At 43.4% G+C, this 16,482-nt stretch carries 14 protein-coding genes; 9 read left to right on the top strand and 5 right to left on the bottom strand.

What is annotated here, in order from left to right:
- Window positions 1-176 precede the first annotated feature (176 nt).
- Both MKI85_RS13695 and lnt read left to right on the top strand, forming a co-directional pair.
- Window positions 177-1,016 carry an HlyC/CorC family transporter gene (locus tag MKI85_RS13695; RefSeq protein ID WP_241628386.1) on the top strand — a complete coding sequence of 280 codons (840 nt, stop codon included), beginning with the start codon at window positions 177-179 and terminating at the stop codon, window positions 1,014-1,016.
- Window positions 1,013-2,572, top strand: a complete 1,560-nt coding sequence (gene lnt / locus MKI85_RS13690) for an apolipoprotein N-acyltransferase (RefSeq protein WP_241628385.1) — start codon at window positions 1,013-1,015, stop codon at window positions 2,570-2,572. Before MKI85_RS13695 ends, lnt begins: the two co-directional genes overlap by 4 nt.
- A gap of 71 nt (window positions 2,573-2,643) precedes the next feature.
- On the opposite strand, the gene MKI85_RS13685 is transcribed toward lnt, so the two are convergent.
- The 3 genes from MKI85_RS13685 to gspF all read right to left on the bottom strand — a co-directional run bounded on the left by MKI85_RS13685 (window position 2,644) and on the right by gspF (window position 4,936).
- The gene (locus MKI85_RS13685) at window positions 2,644-2,988 is read right to left on the bottom strand and encodes a hypothetical protein (protein WP_241628384.1); all 345 of its coding nucleotides are present in this window, start codon (window positions 2,986-2,988) and stop codon (window positions 2,644-2,646) included.
- Window positions 2,989-3,262: 274 nt separating this feature from the next.
- Window positions 3,263-3,700, bottom strand: a complete 438-nt coding sequence (gspG, locus tag MKI85_RS13680; RefSeq protein WP_281070041.1) for a type II secretion system major pseudopilin GspG — start codon at window positions 3,698-3,700, stop codon at window positions 3,263-3,265.
- A gap of 30 nt (window positions 3,701-3,730) precedes the next feature.
- Entirely contained in the window at window positions 3,731-4,936 is a 1,206-nt protein-coding gene (gspF, locus tag MKI85_RS13675) for a type II secretion system inner membrane protein GspF (protein ID WP_241628383.1), read from the bottom strand.
- A 152-nt stretch (window positions 4,937-5,088) separates the two neighbouring features.
- Between gspF and MKI85_RS13670 the strand changes: the two genes are divergently transcribed.
- From MKI85_RS13670 to MKI85_RS13640, 7 genes are all read left to right on the top strand, one after another.
- On the top strand, window positions 5,089-7,311 hold the full coding sequence (locus tag MKI85_RS13670; protein ID WP_241628382.1) for a primosomal protein N': 2,223 nt from the start codon (window positions 5,089-5,091) through the stop codon (window positions 7,309-7,311).
- Between the two features lie 54 nt (window positions 7,312-7,365).
- Window positions 7,366-9,207, top strand: a complete 1,842-nt coding sequence (locus MKI85_RS13665; protein WP_241628380.1) for a monovalent cation:proton antiporter-2 (CPA2) family protein — start codon at window positions 7,366-7,368, stop codon at window positions 9,205-9,207.
- A gap of 50 nt (window positions 9,208-9,257) precedes the next feature.
- Entirely contained in the window at window positions 9,258-10,133 is an 876-nt protein-coding gene (gene hslO / locus MKI85_RS13660) for an Hsp33 family molecular chaperone HslO (RefSeq protein WP_241628378.1), read from the top strand.
- 298 nt (window positions 10,134-10,431) lie between these two features.
- Window positions 10,432-10,896: a DUF2147 domain-containing protein gene (locus MKI85_RS13655; protein WP_241628375.1), complete on the top strand. Its 465-nt coding sequence runs from the start codon at window positions 10,432-10,434 to the stop codon at window positions 10,894-10,896.
- 148 nt (window positions 10,897-11,044) lie between these two features.
- The gene (locus MKI85_RS13650) at window positions 11,045-12,001 is read left to right on the top strand and encodes a DnaJ C-terminal domain-containing protein (RefSeq protein WP_241628373.1); all 957 of its coding nucleotides are present in this window, start codon (window positions 11,045-11,047) and stop codon (window positions 11,999-12,001) included.
- Between the two features lie 10 nt (window positions 12,002-12,011).
- Window positions 12,012-12,350, top strand: coding sequence for a chaperone modulator CbpM (locus MKI85_RS13645; protein WP_241628372.1), 339 nt, complete (start codon window positions 12,012-12,014; stop codon window positions 12,348-12,350).
- Between the two features lie 86 nt (window positions 12,351-12,436).
- Window positions 12,437-12,709 (top strand): YdcH family protein, encoded by a 273-nt coding sequence (locus tag MKI85_RS13640; RefSeq protein WP_241628371.1) that lies wholly within the window; start codon window positions 12,437-12,439, stop codon window positions 12,707-12,709.
- Window positions 12,710-12,838: 129 nt separating this feature from the next.
- Here the strand turns inward: MKI85_RS13640 and MKI85_RS13635 are convergent, their stop codons facing one another.
- Together MKI85_RS13635 and pnp are read right to left on the bottom strand one after the other, a co-directional pair.
- On the bottom strand, window positions 12,839-14,074 hold the full coding sequence (locus tag MKI85_RS13635; RefSeq protein ID WP_241628370.1) for a magnesium transporter CorA family protein: 1,236 nt from the start codon (window positions 14,072-14,074) through the stop codon (window positions 12,839-12,841).
- Between the two features lie 193 nt (window positions 14,075-14,267).
- Window positions 14,268-16,355, bottom strand: coding sequence for a polyribonucleotide nucleotidyltransferase (pnp, locus tag MKI85_RS13630; RefSeq protein ID WP_241628437.1), 2,088 nt, complete (start codon window positions 16,353-16,355; stop codon window positions 14,268-14,270).
- Between the last annotated feature and the right edge of the window lie 127 nt (window positions 16,356-16,482).

Below are 16,482 nucleotides of genomic sequence, written 5' to 3'. Positions count from 1 at the left end.
TGCTTATCCCTTAATCCACAAAACACACAATCATAAAATAGCTGTTTTAGTCTAAGACTTGCATCAAATGATGACGATAACATTCATATTTTGCTGTATTTTTTGCATAGACATCTGCATTTTCTAAGGTATGATGAAAATAATTTTTTTCACATCTAGAGTCTTTAGGAAAGATCATGCACGATGAATCCAGCCCGTCGTGGGGCATGCGTGGCTTAAGAAAGTGGTTAGGAACTGCACCAGAAACTCGCGACGAATTGCTCAAACTCGTACAAGATTCGCGTCGTTTTTTAGAACCTGATACGGTCGCCATGCTAGAAGGTGTGCTTGACCTGCCTGCGACCAAAATTCGCGAAGTCATGACCCCGCGTACCGCGATGATTAGCCTGCAAGAAGATGATGAATTACTTGATATTCTGCATGTCCTGATTGAATCGGCGCATTCACGCTTTCCTGTATTTTCTTCAGATCAACCCGATAACGTGGTCGGAATTCTGTTGGCGAAAGATCTACTGCCATTTCTGACCGAAAAAGCCAGTAAAGTCGACATTCGGGTCTTAATGCGCCAACCGCTGTTCGTCCCTGAAAGTGCGCGCTCTGACCAAGTGCTGCGTATGCTGAAAAATACCCAGACGCATATTGCTGTGGTGATTGATGAATATGGCACGACGTCTGGTTTGGTGACACTGGAAGATATTCTGGAAGAAATTGTCGGTGAAATTGAAGATGAACACGACACCGTCGATGAAGAAGCGCAATACATTGTGCCTGATGATGATCCAAAAACTGCCAATACGTGGATGGTGCAGGCACTTACACCAATCGAACACTTTAACAATCTTTTAGATGCTGATTTTCCAGAAGATGAAGTAGAAACTATGGGCGGTTTATTGCTTCAAGAAATTGGTTTAGTCAGCGATTTACAAGGTCAAGTGATTGAAATTGGCGATTGGGAATTTACCATTGTAGAAGCAGATGCACGCACTATTCATCTGATTCGAGCTGTACTTAAATGAGAACATATTTTCATGCGCTGTTAAGGTCTTCACAACAACAAAAACAGCTACCCATGATTTTACCTTTTATTATTTCCTTATGTTCAGGTGCCATGCTGAGTTTCGCATTGGCACCTTACTATTATTGGTGGATTGCACTCCTCTCACCTGCCTTGCTGTATGCCTGCTTGCGCCAACGTTCAGCCAAACAAGCCTTTTTCATTGGTTGGGGTTATGGTTTCGGACTGTGGTTTGTAGGTGCGTTTTGGCTTTACACTTCTATTCACGTCTATGGCGATACCAGTGCAGTACTCAGCGTCCTCATGATTGCGATCATGGCTTTGGCAATGGGACTGTTTACGGCGCTACAAACTTGGATTTATCGTAGATTTTTCCCTGAAACGCCGCTGACCTTCGCACCGCTCTGGGTGTTCTTTGAATGGGCAAAAACGTGGGTCTTTACTGGCTTTCCATGGCTCTTTGTCGGTTATGCCTTCACTGAACGTTTCTTAGATGGCTATGCGCCATTGTTTGGCGTATTCGGGGTTTCTTTTGTCGTGATCCTCTTGGCCTGTGCCATGGTGGAAATCCTCAATAAACGTCTATTTTGGTTGGTTCCATCGCTCCTCTTACTGCTCGGAGCTTGGGGTGCAGCACAAATCCAGTTTGTTCAGCCCAAGAATGAAAAACCTCTTTCGGTCTCTCTGATTCAAGGCAATATTCCACAAGACCTGAAATGGCTGACGGAATACCAAGCACAGACCTTGATGATCTACGCGGAATTGAGTCGCAGTGAATGGGGACGCGATTTAATCGTTTGGCCTGAATCGTCTATTCCCATGTTCCAAACCGACATTCAGCCTTTTTTAGATGCCATGAAAGTACAGGCAGAAAAATCAGGCACAGCATGGGTTACAGGCATCCCTTACTGGGATTTAAAAGCATCTCAACAACAAGGTAGCCCGATGTTCTATAACGGCATTATGGCAATGGGCGATCAATCTGAGGGACTATATAAAAAGCAACGCTTGGTGCCTTTCGGTGAATATATTCCACTTTCAGGCATGCTGAGTTGGGTATTGCCTGCATTACAAAATGACCCTTCTATGAGCGGGTTTTCACGTGGTGCATCAGATCAAAAGCCTTTACAAATTAAGCAGCATCCCTTAGCTGCAGCAATTTGCTATGAAGTCGCTTATCCAAATCTGACTCGTCGTAATGCCAGTCAGAGTGACTTCTTAGTGACGGTGTCGAATGATGCATGGTTCACAGGTACGGCTGGCCCATGGCAACATTTACAAATGGTGCAAATGCGCGCCAAAGAAAATGGGCGTTGGTTCATCCGTGCGACCAATACAGGAGTCACCGCCTTTATTAACCATGAAGGGCATATTGTGCGCCAAGCTCCGATTGATCAACGTACGGTGTTACGCGGAGATTTACCTGCCATGCAAGGTCAAACACTGTATAACCGTCTCAGTGACTGGCCAATTCTCGGATTTTCAGTGCTACTTTTGATTGTGGGTTGGTTCTTCCGCCCTCGCAAGGTTGATGTTTCGTTTAAATCAAGACGCTAATACAAAGGGGATTTTAAAAATCCCCTTTTTTTATATTGAAATTCAATCAAACTTTTGAAAGCTAGAATACATTACAACACGCTTGCAAACTGACTCGCCAAATAGGCCACTAGACTGGATAAAAACAGCATCGGTACATAACGATAGGCATGAAAGATTTTTTGCTCAAAGATGGAATGCTGACTTTGCATCTGCCATAACGTGGCTTTAAGTGCCGTCATAAAACACACCACCAACCAAGCACTCATGACACTCAAGGCAAAAAAGCCAATCATAATCTGGCTGCTGCCCTCAGTATGCTGCCATAGAGTGACTGCCGCATTCATCAACGGCAAGATGGTTAAAATCAACAGAACAGATTTCAGCATCGCCCAATGAAATTGGGTGATTTCATCTGATAAAACGAATGCTTTCATTCTATTCTCCCCAGCACACTTTTTGTTCTTAAAATCATTATGCTAGGTTTTTTTTAAATAAAAAGTCTCTTTATCTAGATACTTGACAATTTTTGTAAACATTACGGTTAGGAATAATTCTTACTATAAATCTCAACATCCTCTTATTATATTTAATGCTTACCTATCAGATGTTTATATTTAAATGTGTAAATAATAAAGATTATCACTTTATCTTTAATTGAAGTACTCAATTATATAAAGTGATAATTTCCATGAATTTAAAAATCTATTTTTATGGTTGATAATAAATATCGGCATCGGTGCCTTCACCGCCTTCTTTGCCATCAGCACCAAATGAATATAAATCAAAAGCACGACCTTCAGCGCCCGGACTAATATACTGAATATCATTTTCCCAGCTGTCTTTTGGATAGCCACCTTTGACATAGCCGCCTTGCATCCAGTTCTTCGCCGAAGCTGGCTGATTCACCAAGGCATCTAAACCACCATCTTGCATAGACGGATATTTACTGTTGTCCAATTTGTATTGATCCAGTGCCCCCGCAACCCCCTTCAGGGTAATCACAGTGGTATCCACTTTGGCTTTTTCGCCTCGTCCCATCACATTCGGTACAATCAGCGCAGCCAATACCCCTAAAATAACAATCACCACCATCACTTCAATTAAAGTAAAACCCGATTGCTGGGTTGGATATTTATTCATTTGCATTCAACGACTCACTCTAAACTCTTTTACTTCTTAAATCATATTGTTCATATTTACGATTGGCAGCATGACCGCGATTACAATCACCAAAACAATGCTCGCCATCAGCACCAACATTAAAGGCTCCAGCAACGCCAACAAGGTCGAAATCAGCGTGGTCACCTCTCGATCTTGCATATTAGACGCACGCTCCAGCATACGGTCTAACTCGCCCGAGGCTTCGCCACTTTTGATCATTTGTACCATCATCGGGGGGAAATAACCACTGCGCTCCAACTGGGTCGCCAAGTTACCTCCCTCGGTAACTTTTTCAGCTGCTAAATCGACTGAATCACGAATCACCCAGTTACTGCTCACTGCGGCTCCAATGCGTAAAGCATCTACCAGTGGTACACCCGATTTGGTCAAAATAGACAGTGTACTGGCAAGGCGAGCTGAATTAATACCACGTGACAATTTACCAAATAATGGCAACTTGAGCGTTAAACGATCAAACGCATAATGCCCTGCGGTCGTTTTTAAAAATCTTAATAGCAACACGATGCCCAATACAGTCGCAATCAATAAAAAGGGCCAAGCCACCCGAATAAAAGCACTGGCTTTCATCAGTGCCACGGTAATCCACGGTAAAGCATCTTTATTCTGATCGAAGGTTTTGACGATATCAGGTACCACGTAAGTCATTAAGCCCATCACAATTGCAAAGGACATCAACATCAGAATAATGGGATAGATCATTGCCCCTTGAATTTTCTTTTGCATGGCAAAGCGATTCTCTGTGTAGTCTGCCAATTGCTCCAAAATTAAATCCAAATGCCCTGAACGCTCCCCTGCAGCAATAGTGGCACGATACAGTTCTGGAAATCGCCCCGATTGCTGTAGAGCACTAGCGAGAGAATGCCCTTCCAATACTTTTGAGCGTACGGACAATACCAGTTGTTGCACATGGGCTTTTTCACTTTGCTTGGCTACAGCACGTAAGGCTTCTTCCAGCGGAATGGCTGCTGCGACCAAAACAGACAATTGACGGGTAAACAACGCCAAATCGTATGCGGTAATACTTTTTTGAAACCAACGCGCGCCCTGCTGTTTAGATTTATGTTCTACAGGGTCGACCGTAATCGGTATCAGTGATTGCTCACGTAACTGCTGACGAATCTGACGTGCCGAATCACCTTCAAGCACCCCTTTTTGCTGCTTCCCTAAAGCATCAAGGGCGGTAAATTGATATGCTGGCATTGTAATGCTCTAATTTTCCAAAATTTGTTTCAGCGCTGTTGCGTCTGACCACTATAATCATTCATATTCTTCAATATAAATTTTATTTGCTCACTCTAACATAACTCAAGACTTCACACGACGACCATTCAGCTGGAACCTTTGACCTGTTTATGCCAAATACTGTATCACCCACTCTACCTCTTTATCGGATTCGTGTTGCCGTTCCAGCGCATGTCTATGACTGTTTCGACTATCAAATTTCCGCAGACGATTATGAGCGGGCACAGATTGGCGCACGCGTTGCAGTTCCCTTTGGACCACGCAATTTGGTTGGGGTCATTATGGAAAAACTTCCACTCGACGCACCCAGCAACCCCAAATTCAAGTTAAAGTCCATTCAAGCCCTGTTAGATGACGAAGCCATTTTAGATGACAAAGTTTTAACTTTGTTGACATGGGTGGCTCAATATTACCAATTCCCGATTGGTGAAGTCGTGCAGAGCGCATTGCCTAGTCTATTACGTCAAGGCAAACCCTATGATTTACTGGCACATATGTGGCGCCTGCTTGACCAACATGCAGAAGACAAAATTAAGCGTTCTGAGAAACAGCAACATGCTTATAAAATTTTAAAGCTGCACCCTACCGGAACCTCTGAAAATATTTTGAATTTGGCAGGGATTGAAACCGCGACCTTAAGGGCTTTAGAAAAGAAAGGTATCTGTGAAGCCTATTTAGAGCAGAAGGATTTTAGTCCACAAACCTTAAGTTTGGCGCAAATGCCGCTGACTGCTAATCCAGATCAAAAGCATGCCATTCAGCAAGTCTTAAAGTCTCTCTCTTCTTATCATGCCTATTTACTGGATGGTTTAACGGGTAGTGGTAAGACCGAAGTGTATTTGCAAATCATGCATGAGGTACTGAAGCAAGGTAAACAGGTACTGGTACTGGTGCCTGAAATTGGACTGACTCCTCAAACCATCAGTCGTTTTCAATCCCGCTTTCACTGTCATATTGCGTTGCTGCATTCGGGACTGACCGATGCCAAACGTCTGCAAGCTTGGCAAAGTGCACAAACGGGCAAAGCCTCGATTATTTTAGGCACCCGATCCGCCATTTACACCCCACTGCATAATTTAGGTTTAATCATTCTTGATGAAGAACATGATCTGTCTTTTAAACAGCAAGAAGGCTTTCGCTACCATGCGCGTGATGTGGCTCTGTATCGCGCACATCTAGAAAACTGTCCGATTATTCTGGGTTCCGCCACCCCAAGTATGGAAAGCTATGCACTGGTCAATCAAGGCAAATTAACCTGTCTGGAATTGAATGAACGTGCAGGCACCGCGCTACTGCCTAAGTTGCACATTTTGGATTTAAAGCTCGGACGTAAGCAGCATGGATTTAGCCAGTTTTTACTGGATGAAATGCATAAGCGTCTAGCCCGTAAAGATCAGGTCCTAATTTTTCTTAATCGACGTGGCTATGCGCCCGTGCTGATTTGTGAAAGTTGTGCTTGGCAAGCCAAATGCCCACATTGCGATGCCAATTTTACCTTGCACACGCAGCCTTATCAGCACCTGCATTGCCATCATTGCGGCACCATTCATCGTGTTCCCGATCACTGTCCACAATGCCAACATACTGAACTGAAACCGATTGGTATGGGCACAGCAAAAGTCGAAGAAAGTTTAAAAGAACTTTTTCCTGAGTTCGATGTGATTCGGGTCGATCGAGACTCGACTAGCCGTGTCGGCAGTTGGCAAAAAATTTATGATCGGATTCAGAAAAGTGAACCTGTAATTTTGCTCGGCACGCAAATGCTCGCCAAAGGACATCACTTCCCTTATGTGTCATTGGTCGCCATTTTAGATATTGATTCAGGCTTACTCAGCGTCGATTTTCGTGCACCAGAACGTACTGCGCAACTGATTGTACAGGTGGCAGGTCGTGCAGGGCGTGGTGAGAAGAAAGGCGATGTCTATTTACAAACCCTACGTCCAGAACATCCCTTGTTGCATACGCTAGTCGATGGCGATTATCGACAGTTTGCACGCCAGACCTTAAAAGAACGACAACAGGCTTTATTTCCACCTTATCGTTATGCAGCACTGATTCGCTGTGAATCGAAAAGTCAGGAACTGAATCAGCAGTATCTCACTGAACATGCACAACAACTGCGCCAAATTTCGGAACTGAATATCGATATCTGGGGACCGATTCCAGCCCCCATGGAACGTAAAGCAGGTCGTTATCAGGCACATATGGTGCTATTGTCTAAAGATCGAGCACGTTTACACTATTACTTAAGAGCATGGTGGCAAAATATGTTGCAACACAAACCAGCCAGCATGAAACTGAGTCTGGACATTGATCCACAAGAATTTAGCTAAATGGGATCAGCCCAAGCGATTCACCGTTAAAAAATTATATTTCAGGACACAGGCATGTCGTTATTGTTGCAAGTCACGCTTTTTCTAGGTGCAGCCCTGATAGTAGTGCCACTACTCAAACGCTTGGGTATTGCTACAGTCTTGGGCTATCTCATCACGGGTATTGTGTTGGGACCGCATGTGCTGAATATTGCCAATGACCCCGAAGCAATTCATAAACTGGCTGAATTTGGCGTGATTTTCCTGATGTTTTTAATTGGTTTGGAGCTGCGACCACAACGGCTATGGACGATGCGCCAATCCATCTTTGTCATGGGCAGTGCACAAGTCGGTATCACTGCGGTAGTGATTGGCACTATTCTGTTTTTCGTGTTGCAACAAGGTATTGCGACCAGTTTGGTAATTGGCAGTGCACTGGCACTGTCTTCAACTGCATTTGTATTACAACTGTTGACTGAGAAACAACAACTGAATACCAGTTATGGACAACAATCTTTCTCAATTTTATTGTTCCAAGATATTGCCGCAATTCCACTCATTGCAGTCATTCCCCTACTTGCAGGGAATGAAGCCTCCCATTATGGCATCGCCTACTTTGCGGCAATTGTGGCGGCATTCACAGGGCTATTTCTGTTTAGTCGCTTTTTAATTCGCCCTTTTTTCCGCTTTATCGTGAAAACAGGTGCGCATGAGTTAATTACAGCAATCAGCTTATTCATTGTTCTCGCTGTTGTGTTATTGATGGATCTGCTCAATATCAGCACCACACTAGGTGCATTCTTGACAGGCGTATTACTGGCAGACTCCGAGTTTCGACATGAACTTGAAGCCAGTCTTGCACCTTTTAAAGGACTGTTACTAGGGCTGTTTTTCATGACTGTGGGCATGCTGACCCCAATTCAATTGTTATGGCAACAATCACTGTTTATATTCACTGGCGCACTGCTATTACTGCTGATCAAATTCACCCTTTTAATAGCTATCGCACGTTATTATAAGGTTTCATGGTCCAATAGCTTACTGCTCGCCAGTTGTTTGGCTCAGGGTGGAGAATTTGCTTTTGTGGTGTTCAGTGTGGCGCAAAGCGAACAACTGCTTACAGAAGCGATTATCGCGCCTATAACCTTAATTGTCATTATCTCGATGATACTTACCCCAGTTCTATACTGGATTATTCGTCAAGGGATTGTGCCGCGTATTACACCAGTGACAGTACCCGCTTACGATGAAATTCTGGATCAGCGACCAGCCATGATCATTGCAGGTTTTGGTCGTTTTGGACAAACCATTGCACGGGTGGCGCATCTGCAACACCAAAAGTTTACCGCCATCGACAGTAATTTAGAAAAAGTCGATTTTGTCCGTAACTATGGTGGGCATCTATATTATGGTGATGCAACGCATCCTGACATTTTAAGAGCTGCAGGTATTGAACACGCCAAAGTATTTATTCTGGCGATTGATGATATTGAAGATTCAATGAATGTTGCACGTCATATACGCTTAAATTACCCCGAGTTACAGTTATTAGTCAGAGCGCGGGACCGACATCATGTACACTTATTACGTGACTTAGGTGTACAGCATATTTGGCGAGAAACCTACTTATCTTCGCTTGGCATGGCGTATCGAGCCTTGTGTGATCTAGGAGTCAGTGACAGCGATGCCAAGAAAAGCATTGAGTTATTTCGCGATTATGATCAACAGCTATTAGCACAGCAACAACGCGTCTATACCGACGAACAGAAGGTATATGAATCGCATCGCAATGCCCTAGCTGAACTGGAACATTTGTTTGAGCGCGATGCTGAAATTCGTGCGGTCGAAACAGGCATCGATTTACAACGCGGTTTAGATTCTACCCGAATAGATGTGACACGAGATGAAGGAAAGTGACTTGTGTTTTACAATATCGCCACCATTAAAGCAGGGTTTTGGAGAAAATTATGTCTGATATACGTCAACGCTTTTATATTGAAGATTGCCCTGTACGTGGTGAAGTCGTTCACTTGGAAGAAACCTTACAAACAATTCTTGCCCAACGTGACTACGCACAAGCCGTAGAAATTTTACTGGGTGAAATGCTCAGTGCGACGGCCTTACTGGCGAGTACGCTAAAAATTAAAGGGCGTATCAGCTTACAAATTCAAGCCTCTGGAACATTCAAGTGGGCAATGGCGGAATGCAACCATTTAGGTGAAGTCCGTGCTTTGGCTGACTATGAGGAAGATCCGCGCTTCCAAGCCGCAAGCGACAGCAGCACTGTGCTGAAAGCATTAGTCAGTCCTGTGTTGTTCATTAACATTGAACCTGAATTTGGTGAGCGTTATCAAGGGATCGTGCCACTAGATCAACCGACTCTGGCTGGCTGCTTAATGCAGTATTACGATCTTTCTGCGCAGATTCCAACCCGTATTGTGCTGGCAAGTACTGCGCAACGTTCAGGTGGTTTACTGATTCAATTGTTACCGCGTATCAGTGAAGAAGAACAGCAACGTGTAGATGAAGATTTATGGCCACGTCTGACCATGCTTACAGAAACTTTAAAAGTGGAAGAGTTGACCGACTTAGAAGCCAATGAAATTCTGTACCGTTTATACAATGAAGAAGACGTCCGTCTGCCTGAAATTGAACAACTCAAGTTTGGTTGCACCTGCTCTAAAGATCGTTGTGCCAACGCCCTGCAACAGATTGGGGTGGAAGCAGTACGTGAAACCTTAGAGCATCAAAATCCAATTACCATGGATTGCCAGTTCTGTAATACCCAATATCAATTTACCGCTGAAGAAGCGCTTGGATTGTTTGGTGAGCATTTAAGTTAAGTACTGATTGCGCCGTCTGCCTGTACTCATCGACTCGTCATGTACTACAGGCAGTCACCCCCTCCTGAAACAGCCCTACAGCATTACTCCGACCACGCTCATCTTTACAGCACACCTGCCTTAGTCTTTGAATCTATTGGACTAAAATCGTATTTATTCGAACCACCCATACACTTTATAAAATACTGCGACCTAGATAACAATCATTTGTTGAACAGCGTCCTAATATGACAATAAATCCATAATTTTTATATGTGATTCATTCTAATTTTATACATTGATATTGAGGTAATGTTTCATGGGAACTTCTTTTCTTTCCCGTACGGTTTTCCTTTCTGCGTTACTCTACAGTGCGCACAGCTTGGCAGCAACAGATCCACTGGTTGGCAAATGGAAAACCATGGATGATCGTACAGGGCACTCACTGGCAGATGTGATCATCAGCAAAGACCAAAATAATCTGTACAGTGCCCAAGTCACTGCAATTCGCCCCCTACCCGGCAAAGAGAAACTGATTACTTGCCAAAAGTGCATAGGCAACCTGAAAGATCAGCCGATGATTGGCTTAACCATTTTATCGGGCTTAAAACGCAATCCTGAAAAGCGTGACCAATTTATTGAAGGTAAATTTCTTGATCCTTTATCTGGACAGCAATATGCATCAGAAGCCCGTTTAGGTCAGCAAGACAAATATCTGCAAATTCGTGGTCAGGTTGCAGGCTCATCCAATGTACGCCATATGACATGGATTAAAGTGAATTAATCTCTACGATCTACGCTACAGAAAAGCCCCAAGTGGGCTTTTTTTCTTGTCATAATTTGAAACAAATACGAACAGTTCTACACTACTTCCCACTTTCCGAAAGACATAATAATATTGATGAAAATATAATCAATTTAACTATGCTCTTATGCCTAAGAATTATTACGAAATCCTTGGGGTAACACGCGACGCAACCCCAGACCAAATTAAAAAAGCGTATCGGAAGTTGGCACGCAAGTACCACCCCGACATTAGTAAAGAAAGTGATGCTGAAGCCCGTATGCAAGAAGTGAATGTCGCATACGACACCCTCAGTAACGAAGAAAAGAAAAAAGAATATGATTTCATCTTAGATCATCCTGAAGGTTTTTCAGGGTTTGGTGGACAAGCAGGTGCTTCAGGATTTGATGAGGCTGAGTTTTATCGGCAAGGATTTGGTCAAGGTAATTCTTCCGATTTTTCAGGATTTGAAGACCTTTTTGGTCGCTTTGGGACTGGTTTTGGAGGAGGAAACTATCAGTACAAACAAAGACAACAATCTTTCCGAGGTGAAGATCAACACGCCAAGCTTGAGGTCGACCTAGATGTTGCCTTTCATGGTGCTTCACAACAGATTACCCTGCAAATTCCAACCATTAATGCCTATGGAGAACCCGAAGTTCAGCGTAAGACCTTAGAGGTCAAAATTCCCAAAGGAATGAAAGAAGGACAACAAATTCGTTTGACTGGACAAGGACAAGTTGGTGTGCGCGGTGGCGAAAATGGAGACCTGTATATTGAAATTTATTATAAGGATACGGCGCAGTACCGCGTTGAAGGCACAGATATTTACTACACCATTCCCGTGACCCCGTGGGAAGCAGCCTTGGGACAACAAATAGAATTACTGACGCCAGCAGGAACAAAAGTTCAGGTCAATCTGCCGAAGAATGCGCAAACAGGACAACAATTACGTTTAAAAAATCAAGGGATTCCCAATAAAACAGCAGGACATTTATTTTTAATTCTTAACATTGTGAATCCACCTGCGCAAAGTGCAGAACAAGAACGTGCTTACCAAGTGTTTGCCGAAGCCTTTTCGCAGTTTAAGCCTCGACAACTTTAAGGAGAACGCTATGACAACCATTCATTATCGAGAAATTATTTGCGACGGTTATTGCACCGCAGAGATCGTCGATGAACATCGTAGTTTCGATTTAAAACACTTTGCCGAAGCCTGTGGTCAAAGCCCAGAATGGGTTTTACAGCTGTTGGAATACGATATTTTGCCGACACGTCCTGAAGAGCGCATTCATCAATTTTTTGGTGAAGATGTCTCGCGCGCACGTAAAGCCTATCGTTTACAACGTGACTTTGATGCCAGTTTTTCTGCAGTGGCTATGATGCTGGACCTGATTGATGAAGTACAACAATTACGTCGCCAAGTTCGACATTCACATCATCAACAATCATAACCCCAAAACACCACCCATTCCTTGATGCAGAAACATCATTGAATGGGTTTCTTCTTTGATCGCCAATACGAGAGAAATACGGTTCCATGAAAACAAAAGAATGTAATAAAAAAGTCAAACTCATGTTCCCAGAACATCGCGAAATTATTCCGCAATTACGTCAAGATAATCCGCATTTTGCGAAAATTTTTGAAGAGCACGAAATACTCGATCAGGAAATTTGCCAGCGTGAGCTGAATCCTGTGTTTCGCATTAATGATGACATAGAATCCTTAAAGCGAAAAAAACTGCGCCTCAAAGATGAGATTTATCGCCTGTTACAGCACCATGCGAATTCTACAAATCTAAGCGAATCATGAGCAGCCTATGCATTTGATTTAACTTAAATCATCTTGATCAAAACAAAGTCCTATCAGAACATTTTGACCATATAGAGCATAAAAAAAGAAGATGTCACTTTGATGACATCTTCTTGTATTTGATCGTGATTATTTTAACTTGGTTAGTTTTTCTACTTCTTTTAAGGTGACTTTAACGCCTTGCTTAATTGGCTCATAATCCAAGAACCACAATAAGCCCACATGCTGATCTTTATGTTGCTGTGCCAGCATATCCATCACACTCTTTTCCCCACGTCCAACCAAATGACGGCGGTAGAAATACAAAAGCAACCAGATGGTGGTCACCAGCATTACCACCAACATGATCCAGAATCCAAGCGGAGATTTTAGCCCTGGAATAAACTCAAAGTTCATGCCATATATCCCTGTGAGTAAGGTCAGTGGAGCGAAAATTGCGGTAATAATCGCAAGAATACGCATGTTTTCATTGGTCTGGTTGGCAATCGCCGAAAAGTGTAATTCAATGGCTGCTTGTACGGCACTGCGTAAGCGCGTGGTATGCTTTTGAATCCGCTCGACATGACTGACCAAATCATCGGTACGCACCAATACGATATCGCGTTTTTCTGAGCGCTTTTTCGGCTTCAGATGGGAATAATTTTCCACAATTTCATCACGCAATTCTTGTAAGACTTCAATTTGCTCTTCGCATAAATTCTCGATTTGCTGAAACGCCATATTCTCTTGCAACAGCTGATTCCATTTGGCAAAGCGTCGATGACCTTGTAACAGCTCCTGCTGCCAATATTCCACCCGTCGGGTCAAGGGAGCTCTCAGATCCAAATAACCATCCACCATAGCATTGAGTAAGCGTAATGCTAAATCCAAAGGGCTATGTGACAGTTTACGTGGCTTGTTTTGTTCATCCAACGCACGGGCTGCAATCGCGTTGATCCGTTCAATATATTGCTCCACCACCTGATTCCCCTGTTCCCGCACCGTAATCAATACTTGTGAGGTCAAGATAAAGCTAATCGGTGTGGTCGACAGACCGAAAAAACGCTCATGCTGTTCTAGGGCTTGCTCCCCAACTTGAATCTTGTCATCTGGCGTAATCAATTTACGGAAAATTAAGAGATCATAATCTTCCATAGCATCGAAAGCACACGGATGCTCCAGATTCAAAATATCCTTAAGATGGAACTCATTCAGGCTAATGCCGGTCAGTTCAAAGATTTGGTTTTGCCATTGCTCGGCATGATTCACGACATCATCACGTGTGCTGTCTACCCAGATAAATTCTGGCTCAATATCTTCCAATGGCTGTTGTTGTACATACAGATAAGCATCAGTCGGATGTTGATAAAAATAGTAACTTTGCATCTATCTAGTCACTCTATTCCGTCAATCTTGTTATTCAATTCATGGCTTCGAGTGTAATGCATTCAGCTGATAAGATTCATTTTTATCGCAATTTCACCACAAACTTTCTTCATTTCACCTTCATCCCTAAAAATTCAGGCATAAAAAAGCCCGCTCAAGAGCAGGCTTTTTGAAAGATTATGCAGTCAAGGGATTAAACTTGCTCAATATCTTTCATAGTCAATTTAATACGACCACGGTTATCAACATCCGCAACTTGTACTTTCACTTCCTGGCCTTCAGATAATACGTCTGCAACATTGGCAATACGCTCATTTGAAATTTGAGAGATGTGAAGTAAACCGTCAGTACCTGGAAGGATGTTTACGAACGCACCGAATTCAACAATACGGATCACTTTACCAGTGTAAATCGTACCTGGTTCAACTTCAGCAGTAAGCGCTTGGATTTTCGCAATCGCCGCTTGCGCAGCAGCTTTAGTTTCACCAAATACGCGAACTGTACCGTTGTCTTCGATATCAATTGCCGCTTTAGTTTCTTCAGTAATCGCACGAATGGTTGCACCACCTTTACCAATCACGTCACGGATCTTGTCTGGGTTGATGTTAATTACTTGGAAAGTTGGTGCATGCATTGAAATTTCAGGACGAGCGCGTGAAATCACTTGGTTCATTTCGTTCAAGATATGCATACGACCTGCATACGCTTGGTTCAATGCCGCTTCCATGATCTCTTCAGTGATACCTTCGATCTTGATATCCATTTGAAGTGCAGTAATACCGTTCGCAGAACCAGCTACTTTAAAGTCCATGTCACCTAAGTGATCTTCGTCACCTAAGATGTCAGAAAGAACTGCGAAACGCTCGCCTTCTTTCACTAGACCCATTGCAATACCTGCAACTGGCGCTTTTAATGGAACACCTGCATCCATAAGTGATAATGAAGCACCACATACAGAAGCCATTGAAGATGAACCGTTTGATTCAGTAATATCCGATACGATACGAATCACGTACGGGAAGCGGTCAGCCGCAGGAAGAACAGCTTGAACACCACGACGCGCCAAACGACCGTGACCAATTTCACGACGCTTAGGACCAGATTCACGACCCGTTTCACCTACAGAGTATGCAGGGAAGTTGTAGTGCAACATGAAGTTGTCAGTTTTTGTACCAGCTAGGGTATCAACCATCAACGCATCACGCGTATTACCCAAAGTCGTGGTTACCAATGCTTGAGTTTCACCACGTGTGAATAATGCGGAACCGTGTGCACGGCCTAATACACCCACTTGAACATCAATGGCACGAACTGTTTTGGTGTCACGACCATCAATACGTGGTTTACCAGACAAAATGTTGTCACGTACCGTACGGTATTTCAAATCTTCAAACAATTCGTTCAAGTCATCAGCAATACCAGTTTCGTCATTTTCTGGAACGAATTGTGCAACCGCTTCTGCTTGAATCGCGTCTAATGCTGCATAACGGTCTTGCTTAACAGCAATGGTATACGCTTCAGAAATTTTCGCTTCGAAAGCTTCTTTCAATTTAGTACGAAGATCTTCATTCTTCTCTGGTGCAGTCCAAGTAGACTCCGTTGCACCTGCTGCTGCTGCAAATTCTTTAATCGCTTGAATTGCGATTTGCATTTCGTCATGACCGAAAAGCACAGCACCCAACATTTGGTCTTCTGAAAGTTCTTTCGCTTCAGATTCAACCATCAACACAGCTGATTCTGTACCTGCAACCACAAGGTCAAGATCACTTTCTTTCAACTGTTCGTTGTTTGGGTTAAGGATGTATTCACCGTTGATTAAACCAACACGTGCACCAGCGATTGGACCACGGAACGGTGTACCTGCAATCGCAAGTGCAGCAGAAGTACCGAGCATAGCTGCAATATCAGCGTCCATGGTTTTGTCAGAAGAAACAACAGTTGCTGTAACTTGGATTTCGTTGTAGTAACCTTCTGGGAACAACGGACGGATTGGACGGTCAATTAAGCGTGAAATTAACGTTTCTGCTTCTGAAGCACGACCTTCACGTTTACCATAACCACCCGGGATACGACCCGCAGCATATTGTTTTTCTTGGTAGTTAACAGTTAACGGGAAGAAGTCTTGACCCGCTTTCGCTGTAGGTTGAGCCACAACGGCAACCAATACCGTTACGCCACCCATGGTGATCACAACAGTGTTTGCTTGACGCGCCACACGACCTGTTTCTAAAACAACCGTGTGTTGACCATATTGGAATTCTTTACGAATAATATTAAACATCGACATATATTTTTCTTTCCTGATTTTATTCTAGTGGAGACCCCTAAGGTTTGGCATTCACAACCATAAGTTTGTGCAAATGACAAAGCTTAGAAGCCGACCTCACTAGATACACCATTTTTAAACA

Source organism: Acinetobacter zhairuonensis, from assembly GCF_022601715.1.
Classification (GTDB): Bacteria; Pseudomonadota; Gammaproteobacteria; order Pseudomonadales; family Moraxellaceae; genus Acinetobacter.
The sequence above is the reverse complement of the archived record's forward strand: the minus strand, read 5'-3'. Positions and strand labels throughout refer to the sequence as shown.

Bases quoted from the DNA above. Each gene is read 5' to 3' on its own strand.
- MKI85_RS13695 (WP_241628386.1), top strand. From the start codon at position 177: ATGCACGATGAATCCAGCCCGTCGTGGGGCATGCGTGGCTTAAGAAAG.
- lnt (WP_241628385.1), top strand. From the start codon at position 1,013: ATGAGAACATATTTTCATGCGCTGTTAAGGTCTTCACAACAACAAAAA.
- MKI85_RS13685 (WP_241628384.1), bottom strand. From the start codon at position 2,988: ATGAAAGCATTCGTTTTATCAGATGAAATCACCCAATTTCATTGGGCG.
- gspG (WP_281070041.1), bottom strand. From the start codon at position 3,700: ATGCAAATGAATAAATATCCAACCCAGCAATCGGGTTTTACTTTAATT.
- gspF (WP_241628383.1), bottom strand. From the start codon at position 4,936: ATGCCAGCATATCAATTTACCGCCCTTGATGCTTTAGGGAAGCAGCAA.
- MKI85_RS13670 (WP_241628382.1), top strand. From the start codon at position 5,089: ATGCCAAATACTGTATCACCCACTCTACCTCTTTATCGGATTCGTGTT.
- MKI85_RS13665 (WP_241628380.1), top strand. From the start codon at position 7,366: ATGTCGTTATTGTTGCAAGTCACGCTTTTTCTAGGTGCAGCCCTGATA.
- hslO (WP_241628378.1), top strand. From the start codon at position 9,258: ATGTCTGATATACGTCAACGCTTTTATATTGAAGATTGCCCTGTACGT.
- MKI85_RS13655 (WP_241628375.1), top strand. From the start codon at position 10,432: ATGGGAACTTCTTTTCTTTCCCGTACGGTTTTCCTTTCTGCGTTACTC.
- MKI85_RS13650 (WP_241628373.1), top strand. From the start codon at position 11,045: ATGCCTAAGAATTATTACGAAATCCTTGGGGTAACACGCGACGCAACC.
- MKI85_RS13645 (WP_241628372.1), top strand. From the start codon at position 12,012: ATGACAACCATTCATTATCGAGAAATTATTTGCGACGGTTATTGCACC.
- MKI85_RS13640 (WP_241628371.1), top strand. From the start codon at position 12,437: ATGAAAACAAAAGAATGTAATAAAAAAGTCAAACTCATGTTCCCAGAA.
- MKI85_RS13635 (WP_241628370.1), bottom strand. From the start codon at position 14,074: ATGCAAAGTTACTATTTTTATCAACATCCGACTGATGCTTATCTGTAT.
- pnp (WP_241628437.1), bottom strand. From the start codon at position 16,355: ATGTTTAATATTATTCGTAAAGAATTCCAATATGGTCAACACACGGTT.